The organism is Streptomyces sp. XH2, assembly GCF_049725035.1.
Classification (GTDB): Bacteria; Actinomycetota; Actinomycetes; order Streptomycetales; family Streptomycetaceae; genus Streptomyces; species Streptomyces roseoverticillatus.
In genome coordinates this window covers 232,037-250,574 of sequence record NZ_JBMMMZ010000005.1, presented here as the reverse complement: position 1 = coordinate 250,574, position 18,538 = coordinate 232,037, and the positions used below count along the sequence as shown (strand labels likewise).

At 71.5% G+C, this 18,538-nt stretch carries 13 protein-coding genes and 1 pseudogene; 8 read left to right on the top strand and 6 right to left on the bottom strand.

From position 1 onward, the window contains the following. Window positions 1-115: 115 nt before the first annotated feature. Window positions 116-397 (bottom strand): annotated as a pseudogene (locus ACOTKD_RS12300) (maleylpyruvate isomerase family mycothiol-dependent enzyme); the annotation flags it as partial. A 231-nt stretch (window positions 398-628) separates the two neighbouring features. Here ACOTKD_RS12300 and ACOTKD_RS12295 point away from each other — a divergent pair. Together ACOTKD_RS12295 and ACOTKD_RS12290 are read left to right on the top strand one after the other, a co-directional pair. After that, window positions 629-1,819: an NAD(P)/FAD-dependent oxidoreductase gene (locus ACOTKD_RS12295; protein ID WP_424888935.1), complete on the top strand. Its 1,191-nt coding sequence runs from the start codon at window positions 629-631 to the stop codon at window positions 1,817-1,819. 10 nt (window positions 1,820-1,829) lie between these two features. Continuing rightward, window positions 1,830-2,768: a sigma-70 family RNA polymerase sigma factor gene (locus ACOTKD_RS12290; RefSeq protein ID WP_424888934.1), complete on the top strand. Its 939-nt coding sequence runs from the start codon at window positions 1,830-1,832 to the stop codon at window positions 2,766-2,768. Between the two features lie 287 nt (window positions 2,769-3,055). On the opposite strand, the gene ACOTKD_RS12285 is transcribed toward ACOTKD_RS12290, so the two are convergent. From ACOTKD_RS12285 to ACOTKD_RS12275, 3 genes are all read right to left on the bottom strand, one after another. Then, a complete protein-coding gene (locus ACOTKD_RS12285) occupies window positions 3,056-4,312 on the bottom strand; it encodes a protein-glutamine gamma-glutamyltransferase (protein ID WP_424889122.1) in 1,257 nt (418 codons plus the stop codon). Between the two features lie 309 nt (window positions 4,313-4,621). Continuing rightward, on the bottom strand, window positions 4,622-5,113 hold the full coding sequence (locus ACOTKD_RS12280; RefSeq protein WP_424888933.1) for a hypothetical protein: 492 nt from the start codon (window positions 5,111-5,113) through the stop codon (window positions 4,622-4,624). 1,014 nt (window positions 5,114-6,127) lie between these two features. Beyond that, on the bottom strand, window positions 6,128-6,718 hold the full coding sequence (locus ACOTKD_RS12275) for a TetR/AcrR family transcriptional regulator (RefSeq protein WP_424888932.1): 591 nt from the start codon (window positions 6,716-6,718) through the stop codon (window positions 6,128-6,130). Window positions 6,719-6,788: 70 nt separating this feature from the next. Here ACOTKD_RS12275 and ACOTKD_RS12270 point away from each other — a divergent pair, with 70 nt between their 5' ends. Beyond that, entirely contained in the window at window positions 6,789-7,682 is an 894-nt protein-coding gene (locus tag ACOTKD_RS12270; protein ID WP_424888931.1) for an NADP-dependent oxidoreductase, read from the top strand. A 298-nt stretch (window positions 7,683-7,980) separates the two neighbouring features. Here ACOTKD_RS12270 and ACOTKD_RS12265 read toward each other — a convergent pair whose 3' ends face one another. Then, complete coding sequence (locus ACOTKD_RS12265) at window positions 7,981-10,191, bottom strand: SpoIIE family protein phosphatase (protein ID WP_424888930.1); 2,211 nt, start codon at window positions 10,189-10,191, stop codon at window positions 7,981-7,983. 153 nt (window positions 10,192-10,344) lie between these two features. Here ACOTKD_RS12265 and ACOTKD_RS12260 point away from each other — a divergent pair, with 153 nt between their 5' ends. Next, window positions 10,345-13,026, top strand: a complete 2,682-nt coding sequence (locus ACOTKD_RS12260) for a SpoIIE family protein phosphatase (RefSeq protein ID WP_424888929.1) — start codon at window positions 10,345-10,347, stop codon at window positions 13,024-13,026. A 154-nt stretch (window positions 13,027-13,180) separates the two neighbouring features. Here the strand turns inward: ACOTKD_RS12260 and ACOTKD_RS12255 are convergent, their stop codons facing one another. Then, window positions 13,181-14,065, bottom strand: coding sequence for a helix-turn-helix domain-containing protein (locus ACOTKD_RS12255; RefSeq protein ID WP_424888928.1), 885 nt, complete (start codon window positions 14,063-14,065; stop codon window positions 13,181-13,183). Between the two features lie 226 nt (window positions 14,066-14,291). On the opposite strand from ACOTKD_RS12255, the gene ACOTKD_RS12250 reads away from it, so the two are divergent. From ACOTKD_RS12250 to asnB, 4 genes are all read left to right on the top strand, one after another. Beyond that, the gene (locus tag ACOTKD_RS12250; RefSeq protein WP_424888927.1) at window positions 14,292-14,633 is read left to right on the top strand and encodes a hypothetical protein; all 342 of its coding nucleotides are present in this window, start codon (window positions 14,292-14,294) and stop codon (window positions 14,631-14,633) included. 682 nt (window positions 14,634-15,315) lie between these two features. Continuing rightward, window positions 15,316-16,263 carry an ACP S-malonyltransferase gene (locus ACOTKD_RS12245; protein WP_424888926.1) on the top strand — a complete coding sequence of 316 codons (948 nt, stop codon included), beginning with the start codon at window positions 15,316-15,318 and terminating at the stop codon, window positions 16,261-16,263. A gap of 3 nt (window positions 16,264-16,266) precedes the next feature. Then, the gene (locus tag ACOTKD_RS12240; RefSeq protein WP_424888925.1) at window positions 16,267-16,557 is read left to right on the top strand and encodes an acyl carrier protein; all 291 of its coding nucleotides are present in this window, start codon (window positions 16,267-16,269) and stop codon (window positions 16,555-16,557) included. Then, window positions 16,545-18,533, top strand: coding sequence for an asparagine synthase (glutamine-hydrolyzing) (gene asnB / locus ACOTKD_RS12235; RefSeq protein WP_424888924.1), 1,989 nt, complete (start codon window positions 16,545-16,547; stop codon window positions 18,531-18,533). The genes ACOTKD_RS12240 and asnB overlap by 13 nt, the downstream gene beginning before the upstream one ends. Window positions 18,534-18,538 lie beyond the last annotated feature (5 nt).

Sequence of the window (18,538 nt, the reverse complement as noted above, 5' to 3'; positions counted from 1 at the left end):
GCCTTCGCACAGCCGCCATGCGGTCTCCGGGTTCAGGCGAACGACCGCGGCGGGACGTGCGACGCCCGGCTCGGCGAGCGACCAGCGGTCCCCGGTGGCCGTCACGTTCCAGATTGCGGTGGATGAACGCCTCCAGCGTCTCGCCCGGCGCGAAGGAGGGCCCTCCCCGGTGCCCGTCGCGGTCCCGGGCGAGCGCCCGTAGAAGTCGCCCAGGAGGTGCGCGGCGAGATCTCGCGCCGTCCAGCCCGGCACTGCCCCTTGCTCCAGTCCGCGGGCGCCAGGCCACGCGGCGTGGCCATCAGCGCGGCATGCTCAGGGGCGAACAGAGGGCGGGGCGGGCGTCGATCGGAGCACCGAGCCGGGAGTGGCTCGGCGCGGCATCGAACTCGGGGTTCATGGCTCCAGCCTGCCAACCCGAGGCCCCGATAGCCACCGGACGTCCCATTCGGGTCGATCGTGCCGTACTCCGGCTCGGGTGGCCCCACCGGCCCTGCGCATGACCGACCCGGGCCCGCTCCCACAAGACAGGGCACGCCTCAACGCGGTGACCCACATCACAGTCGGCCCCTGTCAGCAATCGGGGCGTCATCTCGTTCAAGCGGCACGCGAACGAGACAGGAGCAACGCCATGAAGCACCGCATCGTCGTACTCGGCGCCGGATACGCCGGGGCCTTCGCCGCCGGAAATCTGGCCCGCCGGCTTTCCCCTGCCGACACCGAGATCACCGTCGTCAACGCCGTGCCCGACTTTGTCGAGCGGATGCGGCTCCACCAGCTGGCGATCGGCCAGGACCTCGCGTTCCGCAAGCTCGCCGACGTGTTCGCGGGCACCGGCGTGCGGCTGCGCCTGGCCCGCGTCACCGGCCTCGACCCCGAGCGCAGGACCGTCGCCGTGACCGCCGAGGACGGCGACGGCGAGCTCGCCTACGACACGCTTCTCTACGCGCTCGGCAGCTCCGTAGCCCACCACGGTGTCCCCGGCGCGGCCGAGTACGCCTTCGACGTGACCGGACTGTCCTCGGCGTTGCGTCTGCGCGAGCGCCTGGCCGGCCTGGGTGAGGGCGGCACCGTCCTGGTCGTGGGGGAGGGACTGACCGGCATCGAGGCCGCCACCGAGTTCGCCGAGTCCCGGCCCGACCTCTCGGTCGCGCTCGCCGCCCGCGGCGAGCTGGGCGCCCGGCTCTCCCCGAAGGCCCGCCGTCACCTGCGCCGGGCCTTCGACCGGCTCGGCATCACCGTCCACGAGCACACCGGCATCGAAGCTGTGGAGCCGACACGGGCGATCGCCGCCGGCGGCAGGCCCGTCCCCGCCGACGTGACCGTGTGGTCGGCAGGGTTCGCCGTGCACCCCATCGCGGCCGCCGGCGGCCTGGAGGTCGCCGAGACCGGCCAGATTGTCGTCGACCGCACCATGCGCTCGGTCTCGCACCCGGACGTCTACGCCGCCGGTGACTGCGTCTACGCGATCGGTGAGAACGGCCGGCCACTGCCGATGTCCTGCGCCTCTGCCGGTTTCACCAACATGCAGGCGACCGCCGCGATCATCGCGCGCCTGACGGATAGTGAGGTCCCGGCCACCGGACTGAAGTACTACGGCAACCACATCAGCCTCGGGCGGCGGGACGCCATCTTCCAGATGGTGGACGGGGACGTCCGGTCGAAGTCCTGGTACCTGGGCGGCCGGACCGCGGCGCGACTCAAGTCGGGCGTGCTCAAGGGAGCCGGGTGGAGCATCGCCCACCCGACCTTCGGCATGCCGAAGCGCAAGCGCCGCCTGACCACGACGCCCGACCGGGCCGGTGTGAAGGCCGCCGCATAGGCTGCTCCGCATGGACAGCGCAGCCATCGAACGGTTCGAGGCCGGCCGGAACCGGCTGGCCTCGCTCGCGTACCGTCTGCTCGGTTCGGCGGCCGACGCCGAGGACGCCGTGCAGGACGCGTTCCTGCGCTGGCAGGCCGCGGACCGGGAACGCATCGAGGTGCCGGAGGCCTGGCTGACCAAGGTCGTCACCCATCTCTGCCTCGACCGGCTCCGCTCGGCGCAGGCACGCTACGAGCGCGCTGCCGGAGACCGGCTGCCCGAGCCGCTCCTCGAGGGCGACCCCATGCTCGGCCCCGCCGACACCTTCGAGCAGCGCGAATCGGTGTCCTTGGCCGTACTGACCCTCATGGAGCGCCTCTCGCCGGTGGAGCGGGCCGCTTACGTCCTGCGCGAGGCCTTCTCGTACCCGCACGCCGAGATCGCCGGGATCCTCGACATCACCGAGTCCGCGAGCCAGCAGCATGTCCACCGTGCCCGGCGCCGGGTCGCCGCCGAGCGCCGCGGCGGCGACGAGGTGGACCCCGCGTCCGCGCGCCGGATCGTCGAGGAGTTCCTCGCGGCCGCCGTGTCGGGGCGCACCGAACGGCTGGTGGCGATGCTCACCGCCGACGTGATCGCGGTCTCGGACGGCGCCGGACTGGCCAGGCGGCTGCTGCGGTACAGGACGCGCGAGCGCGTCGCCTCCTACGTGCGGGCCGGCTTCAAGCCCACTCCGGCGAAGCGGCGGCTGGCCGGCGGCTCCCCGGCGCTCCACATCGCGCTGGTCAACGGCTCCCCGGCCGTCGTCGCCGTGGTCGACGACCGGGTCGTGGGCGCCGTGGCGTTCGAAGTCAGCGACGGCAAGGTTGCCTCCCTGCGCGGCATCGCCGCCGCGGACCGGCTCGCGCGCCTCAACGAGACCTGGCGGCAGCACGAACCCGACGCGCCGGTCATCAGCGCATGGTGACCAGAGCCGCCGGAATCCAGTGCCCCGAGCCGGAGCGAGGACGGCACGCTTCCGGCCGCCCGGGCCGCCCGGCGGCACGGGCGGGCCGCTGCACATCGTCTTCTCCGAGGGGCCGGGCCGGTACGCGGTCGGGTTCCCCATGGGCTCCGGGGACGTGGGGTACGTCCGGGGCGGCTCCCTGAACCTGAACGAACGGGCGCCGTTCGGGCGCTGCTCGACGCGGTGCCGGCCCGCGGGCGGCAGTCACGCAGGAGGGCCGGGTGCCCCGGACCTCCTGCGCGGTTCTGTTACGGCCAGCCCTGCTTCACCTTGGCGGGGGCCGTGTTCCAGCTCTTGGGGATGAACGTGATCATGTAGGTTCCGCGGTCGAAGTCCGCGTACCCGGCTGACCAGTTCCGGAACCTGCTCTCGTATACGTGCATGGGGCCCAGACCGCTGTTGGGCGCGTGATAGTGGTCGCCGTGGGTCCATACCGTCTTGTCGGCGTCCGCTTCTGTCTGAGCCCCGAACCAGCCGTAGTCGAAGTTGACCCAGCTTTCGCCGCGGTTGACGGGACTGCGCGGAATGCTTCTGTCCCTCGACATGTCGACCAGCCCGGTGCCCCGGTCGGGGCGGAAGGCTTCCGGATCGCCGTACTTCCTCTTGTCGGAGGGGCCCCGCTGGTCCTGTCCGCTCCAGAAGTGCTTGGAGTAGATCACCGCCTTCATCTTGGACGGGTCGTAGTTGCCTCCGTCTCTTTCCTTGAAAGACGGCGTGTTCCTCAGTGCCGAGTAGAAGTTCGAGCGGCCGTCCTCGTGGAGCAGAGCATCATTGTTGTTCGTGAGCTCCTTCTTGAGGTTGTCGAGGTACGCCGCTTCGTCGTGGGAGTTTTCCAGGGCCCTGTTCATGATGGACGCCACGTCACGCGCCCGCTTGAAGCCCTTTTCCTCGTCGAAGCTGTCCTTGGCGATGCGGCCCTCGAACTCCGCCCGCGTTTCACCGGGGCGGGGGCCGGTGTTTTTGAGGTCGTTCTTGTACTTGTTCTCGTCGAAGAACGAGAACGCCAATTTGTTCGTCGGGTAGGGGCCCGAATTGACCCAGGTCACGCCGACGCAACCGTAGGACAGCTTTTCCCGCTGCTCTTCGGTCATTTGCTGCGGCTTGCCGTCGCGGTGGCTGTAGACCTGCTGCCACTTGCGTATGTAGTTGTTGATGACCGTAGTGGCCCGGCCTCCGGAGGCCCGGTACGCGTCGGGCATCCTGTCGAGCGGCTCGGCCGGAGGGGTTTCCCTGTCGTCGACGAAGTCGGGGGCGCGGAAGGACGGGCCGGCGCTCGGAGATAATTCCGCCGGAGGCGTGCCGGGTTGCCCGAGGGTCAGAGCGCTTTCGTTGAGTGCGTTGATGTTCTTGACGTCGTCCGCCGTCAGGCCGTGCGTTTCGGCGTAGGACCCCTTCTCTTCCTTGTCCCCGCTGCCGGCGGCCTGGCTGACCGACGGCATGAGTCCGGCGGTGCACATGACTGCACCCACGGTGGCGTAGGCGAGCACTCTGCGACGTTTGTACATGAAAATCGACAACTCCTTTTGGTGAGATCTCGTGAAACGAGGGCGTGCGAGAGCCCGGCGCAAGGGAGGGGGTTTTGCGGCGAGCTGCCGCTCAGGGACTTGGCCGCGCCGCGCCTTCCTGCCGTCGCCGCGCCGACGGCAGGAAGGCTGCCGCCGAGAGGCGGACGGAGATGCGGGAAATGCGGGAGACGGCGGTGGCGGCGCGCTCGTCGCCGGTCATGACCGCGGCGGCCACCGGACGGGTCGGCGCGACTCGGTCATCCGCCCGGTGCGGGCTAGTCGCCCGGGTCCGGCGGGGCTGGTGGCTCGCTACATCAGCGTCGTCGCCGAGGCGACGACGCGGGCCCGGTCCGGGTGGCCGGGGTCGCCGTAGCGGACCTCGACGCGGGGGTGGGAGCGCATGAACTCGGTGTCGACCAGGCGGACCTGACGGGGGTGGTCGACCGTGCGCACGGCGATGTCCGTGTCGAGGAAGAAGCTGAACTCACCCGTGGCCGGGGCGTAGACGAAGAACTTGCCGCCCTCGAACTTCCGCTGCGCGGCGTCGTCCGTCAGGACCAGGGACCAGAAGCCCACACAGTGGCCCGCGGGGCACATGAACCGGAAGTCGGCCCGCAGGCCGTCCAGTTCCATCCAGCGGAAGGGGTTGTCGTCGCCCGCGTTGATCGTGGCGGGGGACGCGGGGGTCGCCGGGGCGGTCGTGGCCGGGGTGGCCGCCTGGGCTCCCTGGGCGAGGGGCAGAGCCAGGGCCGCGGTCACGGCGACGGTGGCGAGGGCGCGGAGAGCGGTTCTGCGTATCACTTCTCGGCTCCTGGATGAGTGATCAGGTCGATACGAGCAGTGATCATGTCTCCGTGTTAACTTCCCTGCAACATCACGGCTTTGAAATCAGCCAATCTGCCACTAAGGCGGTATCTGGCCACGCGCCTGATCCGGCGCGGCGTGGGGGATGCGATGTTGTTCGGGAACTCCACGGTGCGGTCGGTGCGGTCGATGACGTCGTTGCCGACCGGGATGAGGAGTCCCGTACAGCGGTGGTCATCCAGCTGCAGGAGGCTCGGCAAGCCTGCAGCGGTGGGGTCGCGACACCGGTTCGGTCAAAACGTGCATGACAGAACCTCTCGACCCGTGCGGCCGGATTCCGTTCGGGTTCGCCGACGGGTGTGTGCCTTGTTGCTGTCCGGAGCGGGCGGGGCCGTGCGGGTGCCGCGACGGGGGCAGAGCGTGTGGCGGTGTGGGCAGCGGGGGGCCTTTCCCCTGGGGCAGTTCGAAGGTGAGGCTCTGCAGGAAGGCCGCCGGGGCGTTCGTGGACAGACGGAGGGCCCGGCTCGGCGCTCGTGGGCCGTGTGTCCGCCCGAGGTGGTTGAGGTGGGAAGAGGGCCGTTGGGTTGCGGGGGGGGGTGAAGGTGTCGAACCGTACGCCGAGACAAGGGCGACGGGTGCCCCCCCACGTGATGGAGCGCCCGTCGATAGCGTGTTTCCAGTCCGCGTCGGGCCGTGGCCGAGTCGCCTCGGCGATGGTGGCCGCGGTGATGCCGGTGGACGTGCCGCGGCCCCGGCGTTTCCGGTGGCCGGAGAGTCCGGCAGGGTGCAGGCCGCCTCCGTCGGTGTGGAGGCCGGGGCCGTGGGCGGGCCACAGCAGGTCACTGACCGGTGTTTCGTAGGCCGCGATGGTCGACTTGATGTCGCCTTCGGCATCGTGGTCGAAGAGGGCGCACAGCAGGTCCTCTGCCGGAGCCTCGGCGATGTCGGCTTCGTGCGTCGCCGAGGCGCCCGACGCGCTCCTCGTGCCCTTGGCCGCGGCCGACCGCGACCCTAGCGATCGCTCGCAGAAGGGCAGGCGACCTCCCAGGCCGCCTCGATCATCCGGAAGATCTCGTCCACCGCGGCCTGCGGATCGGGCGCCTCGCGGGCCAGCGAATAGGCGTCGATCACGAACCGCGCGATCGTCCGGCAGGCCGTCGTGGTCAGTGACAAGCCGGGATCGGCGGCGATGGCCGTTGCCAGTGACTCCGCGTGGCGCAGCCGCATCGACTCCTCGTACTCCCGCAGGGCGGGCGACCCGTCGATCAGGTGCCAGATCGGGGCGGCGCTGTCCGCCGTGCAATGTCGCACCAGGGCCTGGATCTCGCCGCGCAGCGCGGGGATGAGCGGGTCGTGCGGCGCCCGGTCGGCGACCGCCTGCGTGAGGCGTTGCTCGAAGGTGTCGTCCTGCTCGAACACCAGGGCCTCTTTCGAGGCGAAGTGGGAGAAGAGCGTGGTGACGGCCACGTCGGCCTCGGCGGCCACGTCGCGGATGCCCACCGCGTCGTATCCGCGTTCCAGGAAGAGCCGCAGGGCGGTGTCGGCGATCTTCTGGCGGGTCGCGGCCTTCTTGCGCTCACGACGTCCGGGCTGCGCGGTCATGGATTGACGCTATCAGATGCGAAAGCGCAACCGTTGTTAAACACTAACCGTTAGGGTTATGGTCCGCCGTATGAAGAGAGTGAGCTTCGCCGAGTTCGGCGGTCCGGACGTTCTGCACCTCACAGACGCCGAGGAGCCCCACGCGGGACCCGGCCAGATACGCGTCGCCGTGCGGGCGGCGGGTGTGAACCCCGTCGACTGGAGGATCCGTGAAGGTCAGTTCCGGAAGGTCCGTCCGATCGAGTTGCCCGCCGGAGTCGGGCAGGACGCCGCCGGGGTGGTGGACGAAGTGGGCGCGGGCGTCGAAGGGGTCGAGGTCGGCGACCACGTGTTCGGGCGAGGATCGAGCACCTATGCCGAGTACGCCGTGCTGTCGGCCTGGGCCCGTATGCCCGAGGGGCTGGCGTTCGAGGAGGCGGCCGGGTACCCCTCCGTGGTGGAGACCGCGCTGCGCATCCTCCGTCAGGTCGGCGTGCAGCCCGGGCAGACGCTGCTGGTCAGCGGCGCTTCCGGCGGCGTCGGTTCGGCGGTGCTGCAGATCGCCCGCGACCGCGGCATCACGGTGACCGGCACGGCCGGGGCCGCGAACCAGGACTATCTGCGCGGCCTGGGTGCCCACGCCACGACGTACGGCGAGGGCTGGGTCGAGCGGGTGCGGCGGCTCGGCCCCGTCGACGCGGCTCTCGATCTGGCCGGCTCGGGCGTGATCCGCGAGCTCGTCGAGCTGACCGGCGACCCGCAGAAGGTGGTCTCCATCGCCGATCTCGCCGCGCCGGAGCTCGGTGCCCGTTTCTCCGGTGTGACCGGGAACGTGCCGGAAGCCCTCGCCGAGGCCGCCGGCCTCATCTCGCGGGGGAAGCTCCGCATCCCGGTCGGGAAGTCGTACACGCTCGCCGAGGCCGCGGCGGCACACATCGACAGCCGTGCGGGTCACACGCGCGGGCGCCGGGTCATCGTCGTCTGAGCCGTTCCCCGCACAGAGGCTGCGCAGTTCCACGGCCCGGCCGGCGGCGCCGCGGCCACCGCCGCAGCGCTCACGACCCCGCGTCCTCGGAGGTGATCGACTTCTTCACCTGAGCCGAGTGAGCCGAATACGGCCTACTGACATGGCGGTTGGCGCCAGGGGAGCTGAGTTCGCGTCGCCCGAAACAGCCGTTCTGCTCGCCGGACGAGAAGCCGCCCGTGGGTACGAACCGGCGTTCCGCACCGAACGCGCGAGCCGGTCGAGCTGACCGGGACGCCGGCGTCGACGGAAGCCGTGGTCAGGTGGCGGTGAGGACCAGAACCGCTTGGTCGTCGTGCGTGGCATCAGCCGCGAAGGCGGCGACCGCGGTGGAGATCGACCCGAGGAGCATCTCGGCCGTAGGAGAGGAGGTGCGGAGTGCGCCGAGGGCGTCGGCCAGGCGGTCCTCCCCGAAGAGTTCGCCGCCGGCGGAACGGGCCTCGGTGATGCCGTCGGTCACCAGGACCAGGCTGTCGGCCGGGTACAGGTCGACGCCGCACGGGGACGCGTCGGGGTCGGGGCCGACGCCCAGGAGCAGGCCGGGGTGGGCGACTTCTTCGACCGTGCCGTCGGCCCGGCGCACGAGTGGGGGCACATGGCCGGCTCGGATCAGGTTCAGCGCCAGGTGCGATGCGGTGTGCCGCAGTTCGCCGTAGACGAGTGAGACGAAGCATTCCGCGCCCACCGCCTCGCCGGCCGCCCGGTCCGTCAGAGCGGCGTTGATGGCGGTGACCACGGCCGCCGGGTCGCTGAGGAGACGGGCGGCGGCGCGTGCGCTGCGGCGGACGATGCCGGTGGTGGTGGCCGCGCGAGCGCCGCGCCCGCATACGTCGCCGATCATGAGCGCCCAGCGGTCGCCGGGGAGCGGGAAGACGTCGTAGAAGTCGCCACCGACGTCGAGCCCTTCGCCGGCAGGGTGGTAGGCGGCCGCCAGAGTGGCGCCGGGGACCGCGGGCAGCTCGGGAGGCAGCAGGCCGGCCTGCAGGTCGCGGGCGAGTCCGGCCCGTTCGGTGAACTGGCGGGCATTGTCGGCGCTGGAAGCGGTCCGGCGGGCGAGCTCCTCGGCCAGGGCGACGACGTGGCCGTCCAGGGGCCGATCGGTGGCCAGCAGAGTCAGTGCGCCGAAGGTGCGGCCGTGGGTGGCCAGCGGCACGCAGACGTAACCGCTGACGCCGAGGTGTGCGGACGGGCCGCCCGGACGGGAGCCGATCCGACCGGTCCGGGTGGTGCCGGAGGCGAGCACACGGGCAACCACCTTGTCGATCTCGCTGCTCAGTCCGGGCGAGGCGAGGAGGCCCTCCTCGGCGCGGGTGGCGGCGGCGACGGCGATCCGCCGGACCCGGTCGCGCTCGACCACGTGGACGGCGCACAGCGGAGCCAGGGCCGGCACGGTCAGCTGAGCCATGCGCTCGAGGCAGTCGGCATAGTCCGGCCGGCGCGCGATGGCGGTACTGGCTTCCAGGACGAAGGCCAAGTCCTCACGAGCCGCCTTCTCCCGCTCCTGGGCGGCGTGGCTCGCCTCCACCGCGCGGTGGCGCTCGATCGCCAGGGCGGCGATGCGGGTGAAGGCTGCGCTGAGGGCCAGGTCCTGATCGTCGGGCGCCCTGGGAGTGCGGTGGTAGATCGCAAAAGTGCCCAGCACCCGGCCGTCCGAGCCACGGATCGGAGTGGACCAGCACGCCGCGACCCCGGCCCGCTTCGCCAGGTCGCGGTAGCCCTCCCACAGGGGGTCGGTGGCGATGTCGCTGACGATCACCGGTGCCTGCCGGTGGGCGGCCGTGCCGCACGAGCCGACTCCGTCGCCGATGGCGATCCCGTCGATCGCGTCGTTGTAGAAGCCGGGCAGGCGCGGGGCCGTGCCGTGGCGCAGGTGACGGCCGTCGGGATCGAGGAGCAGCACCGAGACGATCATGTCCGGAGAGAGCTCCTCGATCGCCTTCGCCATGCCGGTCAGGATCTCGCTCAGCGGGGCGTCACGCGCGATCTGCTCCAGCAGGACGCGCTGCTCGGCGGCCAGGAGCTGCGCGTGGTGGTACGCGGTGGTCTCCACCGCGATCACCGTCACCCCGTTGACCCGGCCGGCCGCATCCCGGCGGGGCTCGTAGGTGATGTCGTAGAACTCCTCTCGCCGGGCCCTTCGCCCACCGAGTACGAGGTGCCCGCCTCGGTTCCGGTACACGGTGCCGGTGCGGTACACCTCGTCGAGCCGGTCGAGGACACCCTGCCGGGCCAGTTCCGGGACCAGCTCCGCGACCGGTACGCCGGTGGTCGTGCGGCCGCCCGTGAAGGCGTCGAAGAACGCCGGACTCGCCGCCTCCAGTACATGTTCCGGGCCGCTCAGCGCAGCGAAGACCGCCGGAGCCTGTCCGAACAGGTCCGCGTACTCCTCGTTCCGCTCCGTGCGCTCCTCGCTCCGCCCGTGCACGAGCGTGGGACGTGCGGTGGCGAGGCGATCAGACTGTGCCGGCATGACAGGGAAACCCTCTTCCGCGTCCTCACCCGCGCCGTACCTCCACTCTGACACACCCCGGGACGCCATCGTCTGGCGGACCTGATCGACCACGGGGAAAATGGTGATCATGAGGTCTCTCGGGGGCGCGAGCTCTCCAGGCGAGATGCGGAGATGAATGCAGGGGTGAAGCTCTTCGGTGGTCCGGTCTTCGGCGGCCCGGCCGCGCCCGCCGCGCCCCTCGCGCCCGGCCCCGGCGCGGGCGAGAAGGGGCTCAAGGCCGGTGCCCTGGGACTGTTCTCCTCCGTCGCCATGGGCCTGTCCTCCACCGCTCCTGCGTACAGCCTGGCGGCGACGCTCGGCCTGATCGTCGCGGGGGTCGGCCTCCAGGCTCCGATCGTGACGATGCTGGCCTTCGTCCCGATGCTGCTGATCGCGTACGCCTACCGGGAGCTCAACGCGAGCGACGCCGACTGCGGGACCACCTTCACCTGGGCCTCCCGCGCCTTCGGCCCGCGCATCGGCTGGATGGGCGGCTGGGGCATCATCGTCGCCGACGTCATCGCCATGGCGAACCTCGCGGAGATCGCCGGCATCTACGGCTTCCGGCTGCTGGGGTTCGACGCGCTCGCCGAGGACCGGCTGTGGACCACCGTCGCGGGGGTCACCTGGATCGCCGTGATGACCGCGGTCTGCTACGTGGGCATCGAGGTGTCGGCGGCCCTCCAGCGCTGGCTGGTGTGCGCCGAGGTGGTGGTGCTGCTCCTGTTCGCGGTGACCGCCCTGGTCAGGGTCTACACCGACGGTCCGCCGACGGCGATCCACGTCTCCGCCTCCTGGTTCAACCCCCTCCACGTGCCGTCGGCCAAGGAGCTGACCGCGGGCCTCCTCGCCGCGGTCTTCATCTACTGGGGCTGGGACACCGCCGTCGCGGTCAACGAGGAGACCGCCGACAGCAGGCACACCCCCGGACGGGCGGCGGTCGTCTCCACCGTGCTCCTGCTGGGCATCTACGCCCTGGTGGCGACGTCGGCGCAGGCGTTCGCCGGGATCGGCGCCGAGGGCACCGGTCTGGGCAACACGGCCCACTCCGGGGACGTGCTCTCCGGCCTGGGCGGTGCCGTCTTCGGCACCACGGGCCCCGGCTGGTTCCTCACCGAGCTGCTCATCTTCACGGTGCTGACCTCGGCGGTCGCGTCCACCCAGACCACCATCCTGCCGCTGGCCCGCACCGTCTTCTCCATGGCGGCCCACAAGGCCGTCCCCTCGCGCTTCGCCCGGGTGCACCGCAGGTTCCTCACCCCGACCTGGTCGACCGTCGGCATGGGCCTGGTCTCCATCGGCTTCCTCGTCCTGCTGACCGTGATCAGCCACGATGTGCTGGCCGACTCCATCAGTGCGGTCGGCCTCGCGATCGCCTTCTACTACGGCCTCACCGGCTTCGCCTGCGTCTGGTGCTACCGCGGGCGGCTCACGCGCAGCCCTCGGGACCTGCTGTTCAAGGGGGTGCTTCCGGGGCTGGGCGGGCTCCTGATGCTCAGCCTCTTCTGCTACGCCGCCTTCGTCGTCTACGCCGCCCCGGACTACGGCTCGACCTCCTTCGACCTGCCGCTCCTCGGACGGACCGGCGGGGTGAGCGTCGTCGGCCTGGGCGCCCTGCTCGTCGGTGTCGTCCTGATGCTGGTCATCACGCGGGAACACACCGCCGCCCTCAAACTGCAACGCGGTCTGCTGCCCCACCACCTGCCGTCGCTGACCGGGGTCGAGGCGGCCAGCCGCTACGTGCCCGCCGACAGCCGCTCCGGGGTGGGCGGCGACTGGTTCGACGTCATCCCGCTGTCGAGCTCACGGGTCGGCCTGGTGGTCGGGGACGTGCGCGGCCACGGGCTGCGCGCCGCCGCCACCATGGGCCGGCTGCGCACGAGCGTACGGGTCCTCGCCCGGCTCGACCTCGCCCCGGACGAACTGCTCGCGCGCCTCGACGACGTGGTCGGGCAGACCGCCGAGGAGTCCGCCGCCGAGGAGCGGGCGCACGGCCGCGGCGGGAGCGCACCGGGGGACGACGGCGACGAGGCCCTGGGCGTCACCTGCCTGTACGCCGTCTACGACCCGGTGTCCGGACGGTGCAGCATGGCGCGCGCGGGCCACTCGCCGCCCGCCGTCGTCGACCCCGCCGGCGGCGCCGTCAGCCGTCCCGGCCTCCCGGAAGGCCCGCCCCTGGGCCTGGGCAGCGCGCCCTTCCAGAGCGTGGAGCTCCAGCTGCCCGCCGGCAGCCTCCTCGCCTTGTTCACCGACGGTCTCGTCCAGGCCCCGGACCACGACACCGAGACGGGGCTCGGCCTGCTCAGCGACGTCCTCACCGAGTGCCGGCGCCCCTTGGAAGAGCTCTGCGACCGCACCGTGGCCGAGCTGCTGCCCGGCCCGGTGGACGACGACGCGGCCCTGCTCCTGGTCCGCACCCGGATGCTCGGCGAGCACCAGGTGGCGGTCTGGGAGCTGGACGCCGACGCCGAGAGCGTCGCGCGGGCCCGGTCCGTCACCAGCGGGCAGCTGGGCGAGTGGGGGCTCGAAGACCTGTCGTTCACGACCGAGCTGATCGTCAGCGAGCTGGTCACCAACGCCGTCCGCTACGCCTCCGGCGGGCCGGTCCACGTCCGGCTGATCCGCGACCGCAGCCTCGTCTGCGAGGTCGCCGACACCGGCCACACCTCGCCGCACCTGCGGCACGCCGCCTCCGACGACGAGGGGGGCCGGGGCCTGTTCATCGTCGCCCAGCTCACCCAGCGGTGGGGCACCCGCTACACCCCCAGCGGCAAGACCATCTGGACCGAGCAGCCCCTGCCGACCGCGGAGTGAGCCGCCGGCTCCCGGCTCAGCCGTCGCGGCGAAGACGCCCTGGGCGGACGCCGGTGGGCCTGGGCCTGGGCCGGGGCCGACGCCCGCCGGCCCGGGCGACGAGATTCCAGAAGGACGTGCGGACCTCGGCCGGAACTTGCCGCGCCCGTACCGCTCAGGCCACGTTCTCGATCAGGAATTGCTGTTCCGGTCCGCCGGCGCACGGCTTCTCGACGGCTTCCGCCTCCGGGCGGGTGTCGTCGGCGGCGATGCCGATGCACCGGGACGTGGCCTCCGCGCGCAGGCGGAAGCGCGACTCGCTGCCGGCAGGCTCTACGCGGAACTGCTGGTCCTTGTTGGAACGGGTGCACGTGTTCCATGGTTCGAGCATGCCTTTCGCCGGGGCGCTGCGTCGGATCGTCAGGCAACCCCGGCCATGTTGCGGGTGGTGCCATTCGATGAAGTACGGGGCGCCGGGGCCGTCGTGCACAGGCTTGAGGTAGGTGGCCGGCGGCTTCGCCTCCTTGCAAGGGCGCTGGGCGGCGATCGCGCTGGCGTACGCCCCGCTGCGGTCACGCCCCTCCGTCAGGCACAGGTGGGGCGTCCGGGCCGGGCGGATCTCCACCCAGCCCCGTACCGCCGGGGGCGCGGTCGGCGTCCCTGCCTCCCCTTCGTCGCCGGGCAGCAGCATCCACCCGCCCGCCGCCAGCAGGAGGGCAGCGATCACAGCCACGGCGGCGGTCAGCGGCCTGGACCGGAGGCGTCGCCGGCTGCCCGGCGCACCCTCTGCACGGCTGCGCGCCTCCAGCCAGGCACCGATCTCGCGCTCGTCCTCCACCCCGCACACGTGGAGGAACGCGACGAGCAGTTCCGGCCGGGGCAGGGAGCGGCCCTGCAGGACGTCCGAGAGGGTGCTGCGGGGGAGGACCTCGCCGCGGGCCTGCGCCCGCTGTTCCAGCTCCCGGTAGGTCAGGCCCGATCGCTCCTTGAGCCGCCGCATGCGGTCCGTGAAGTCGCCTGCGTCACGTGCCCTGCACAGCTGTACGGCCGTCCCCCTCATGCCGGAATGGTTCCGGGCGTCGCCCGGGGCCGCAATCCGCGAACCGGCCAACCTGTCCGGAGAAGGCCCCGGACAAAGCCCGGACAGCAGGCCGGACACGGTTTCCGTGTCCGGGACGAGCCTCGGCATTGACCCGGTTTCGCCGGTGCTCACAAGCTCGTCCCGGGCCACCCCGAGGAGCACCGGGGCCGAGGCTCATCTTCCACTTGAGGCACAAGGAGCCATCGTGTTCAGACGCGTAGCCACCGCTGTCGCCGCCCTCTCCCTCGCCACGGCCGGATTCGCCCTCGCCCCCGCCGCGCAAGCCGGAACGAGCGGTACGGAGAAGGCCTGGACCCCGCCGAGCTGTCAGGGGCACCGGGCCAACACCGCCGTATGGGTCACGTGCAAGGGGAGGGGATCCGCCAGCCAGGTCCGCATGATTTACGAGTGCCGGGTCCTGGGGCAGGTCGTGCAGCACACCACGGAGTGGAAGTCGCTGGGTGCCCGCGGTACCAGGACGATCAGCGCTGAGTGCACCTTCGAGGCCGTGTCCGCCACGGGCGATTACCAGAGGCCCCTTACCTGACGCCATGGAGCACGACAGTGCCCGCCTCTCACGGGGCGGGCACTCGGGGGGCATGCCGGTCGCGCTGATCTCGGCGCCCACCACCCGCTTATCCCGCCGTTGAGGCGGCGGCCGGACCCCGGAATCCGTGCCTCGCACCGGGAGGCATGGGGCAGAGGGAATTCCGGTTGCTCGGAGCGGTGTCGGCCGTCACCGGGGCCCGTGTGCTGCCGCTCGGCCCCTCAGCGGCGCAGCCTGCCGGCCGCCCTGCTGCTGCGCCCCAATGGCCCGGTGCTGATCGATCAGCTGACGGCCGCTCTGTGGGAAGAAGAGCCCCGTCGAGCGCGCGCGGTGTCATTCAGGGCCATGTGTCGCAGCTGCGGCCCCCGTTGGCCGGCGCCGACGCGGGCACCTGCGGTGTCGAATTGATCACCCAGAGCCCTGCGTACGTTCTGCGGATGCCGCGAGAGCGGCTCGATGCGCACCGCTTCGAGGAAATGGCGGCCCGGACCCGTAGCCGGCGCGACCCGGCCGAGGCCGTGGCACCGTTCGCGCCCCGAAGGCCGTCACTGAGCGCCGGCAGCAGGGGCTCGCCGACCCCCTCCAGAACGTGAGCTCGGCACATCGGACAGGCCGCTGCGAGTCCGTCGAACCAGCAGTTGGCAAGCAATCGGCAAGCCTCTCGCATGGGACCCACCGCACCATGATCGACGTCGGATCCCCCGCCGGCCGAACCGCACTGCGGGGAGCCGGCATCGAGCTGAGAGGCGCCATGGCGTTCGCGATTCTCTTCCCCGGGCAGGGTGCGCAGTTCCGTGGAATGGGCGCGGACGTCTTCGACCGCTATCCCGGGCTCACCCACTTCGCCTGCGAACTCCTGGGGTACGACCTCGCGGCCCTCTGCCGCGAGGACCCCGGCGGCGTCCTCTCGCGCACCGAATACACCCAGCCCGCGCTCTACACCGTCAACGCCCTGCGGATGTTCGAGCGCGAGCACCGGGAGGAGCGGCGCGCCGATTACTACCTCGGGCACAGCCTGGGGGAGTACAACGCGCTGCTGGCGGCGGGCGTCCTCGACTTCGAGACCGGCCTCCGGCTCGTCAAGAGGCGCGGGGAGCTGATGGCCGCGGCGTCCGGCGGGGGCATGACCGCGGTCATGGACGTGCCGGCCGCCCGGCTGCGGGAGATCCTCGCGGAGGAGGGCGTCGAGGGCGTCGACGTGGCCGGATTCAACACCGACGCGCAGATCGTCGTCGCCGCCCCGGCCGAGGTGCTCCGCGCCGCCCACGAGGCGTTCGCCCGCCGGGACGTCCGCTTCGCCCCGCTGCCTGTCAGCGCGCCGTTCCATTCGCGCTACATGGAGCCCGCGCGGGCCGCGTTCGAGAACTACCTCCGGGAGTTCACCTTCCGCGAACCGGACACCCCCGTGATCGCCAATGTGACGGGTCGGCCCTACGGAAAGGGGGACGTCGTCCGACTGCTGAGCGAGCAGCTCGTGGAGCCGGTGCGCTGGACCGACGGCGTCCGCCACCTGCTGGCCCTCGACCCCGGGACGGAATGCGAGGAAGTGGGCGGCCGGTCCCTCCTCCGCATGGTGCAGAAGATCCGGCGGTCCGCCGACCGGACCCCCCTCCGCGAGACCAGGACGTAAGACATGGACAGAAAAGACACGATCCGGCGGTTCATCGAGGACCGCTTCCTCGTCGAATTCGGCAGTGACGCGGGCGAGGTGACGGACGGGACCGACCTCTTCAAGGCGGGGGTCATGGACTCCTTCGGCTACATCCAGCTCATGAGCTTCCTGGAAGACGCGTTCGCGGTCGGTGTCACCGACGAGGAGATCCTCACCGACGTCTTCGTCTCGCTCGACGCCATCGACGCCTTCGTGGCCCGGAAGCTCGCCGGACAGGGCACGGGGCAAGGGGACGCCTCATGTGCGGGATAGCCGGCTTCCTCGCGCCGTCCTTCGACCCCGGGGCCATGCCCGGGGTCGTCGCCTCGATGCTGTCGCTCATCCGGCACCGGGGGCCGGACGAGGCCGGCTACTACCTGGACGACGGCTTCGCGATGGGCACGGTCCGGCTGGCGATCGTCGACCTCGCCTCGGGCTCGCAGCCGATGTCCGACCCCGCCGGGCGGCACTGGATCTCCTTCAACGGCGAGCTGTACAACCACGTCGAGCTGCGGGCGGAGCTGCAGGCCCTGGGGCGGCCGTTCCGCACGCACTGCGACACCGAGGTCGTCCTCCAGGCCTGGATCCAGTGGGGGCCGGAGTGCCTCACGCGCTTCAACGGCGCCTTCGCCTTCGCGATCAGGGACGCGGTCACCGGCGACCTCGCCCTGGCCCGCGACCGCTACGGCAAGCGCCCGCTCTTCTACACCGAGCACGACGGCGGCCTCCTCTTCGCGTCGGAGATGAAGGCGTTCCGTGCCTTCCCCGGCTTCCGCTTCACCCTCGACCCGCGCGAGCTCGCCTCGGTCTTCGCCGTGTGGACTCCGCTGCCCGACCGCACCCCCTTCGCAGGCGTCCGGCAGCTCCCCATGGGCAGCGTCCTCACCGTCCGGGACGGCCGGCGCACCCTGCGCACCTACGAGGAGCTCGCCGTCGACGCCCCGCCGTTCGAGGGCACCGAGGAGGACGCCGCCGCGTACGTCCGCGAGACGCTGCGCGCGAGCGTCGGGATGCGCCTGCGCAGTGACGTCGAGGTCGGTGTCTACCTCAGCGGCGGCCTCGACTCCTCCATCGTCACGAAGCTGGCGACGGACCTCTCCGACAGCGAGGTGCGGACGTTCTCGGTCGCGTTCGAGAACGCGGAGTTCGACGAGTCCGGCAGCCAGCGGGTCGTGGCCTCGCACCTGGGAACGCGGCACTCGTCCGTCACGGTGTCCGCCTCCGACATCGCGGAGCACTTCCCCGCGGCCGTCCGCCACGCCGAGGTCCCGTCCTTCCGCACCGCGTTCGTCCCGATGTACCTCCTGTCCCGGCACGTACGGGACTCCGAGATCAAGACGATCCTGAGCGGCGAGGGAGCCGACGAGGCGTTCCTCGGCTATTCGCTGTTCCGCGAGACGATGCTGCGCGCCGCGTGGCACGAGCTGTCCGCCGAGGAGCGCAAGGCGGGGCTCGCGCGCCTCCACCCCGAGCTCGCCCACTTCGGGCCCGCGCACCAGAAGCACATGGCGGGCCTCTTCCAGCAGTTCTCCGCGGAGCGCCTCCCGGGCCTCTTCTCCCACGAACTGCGCTATCAGAACGGCCGCTTCGCCGCCCGCCTGCTGAAGGACCGGAGCGACCCCTTCGCCGACGCCCTGGACATGGTGCGCGCCGCGCCCGGCTACACGGGCCTGAGCGCCGTCCAGAAGGCGCAGTGGCTCGAGTACAAGACGCTCCTCCCCGGCTATCTCCTCTCCACCCAGGGGGAGCGCATGGGCCTGGCGCACGGGGTCGAGAACCGGTGCCCGTTCCTCGACCCCGCGGTGGTGCGGGCCGCCGCCTCGGTGAACCTCCGCTTCGACGACGGATCCGAGGAGAAGGCCATCCTCAAGAAGGCCTTCCGCGGTGAGCTGCCCGCCTCCAGCCTGGCCCGCCGGAAGCAGCCCTACCGCGCGCCCGGCAGCGCCGTGTTCAAGGACCGGCGGCCCGGCTACCTGGACCTGGTGCTCTCCGGCACCGAACTCGCGAAACTCGACTGGGTCGACCCCGTCTTCGCCCGGAAGCTCGTGGCGAAGGTCATGGCCACCCCCGCCGAGGAGATCAGCACCAAGGAGGACCAGGCGTTCGTGTACCTGCTCTCCACCGCGCTCCTCGACCAGCAGTTCGTGCGGGAAACGGCAGGGCCGGAGGCCTCACCGGAGGCCGATCTCACGATACGGACGATCGTCGACAATCGGCGGGCCCTGCCGCGCGCCGGAGGAATGCGATGAATGCG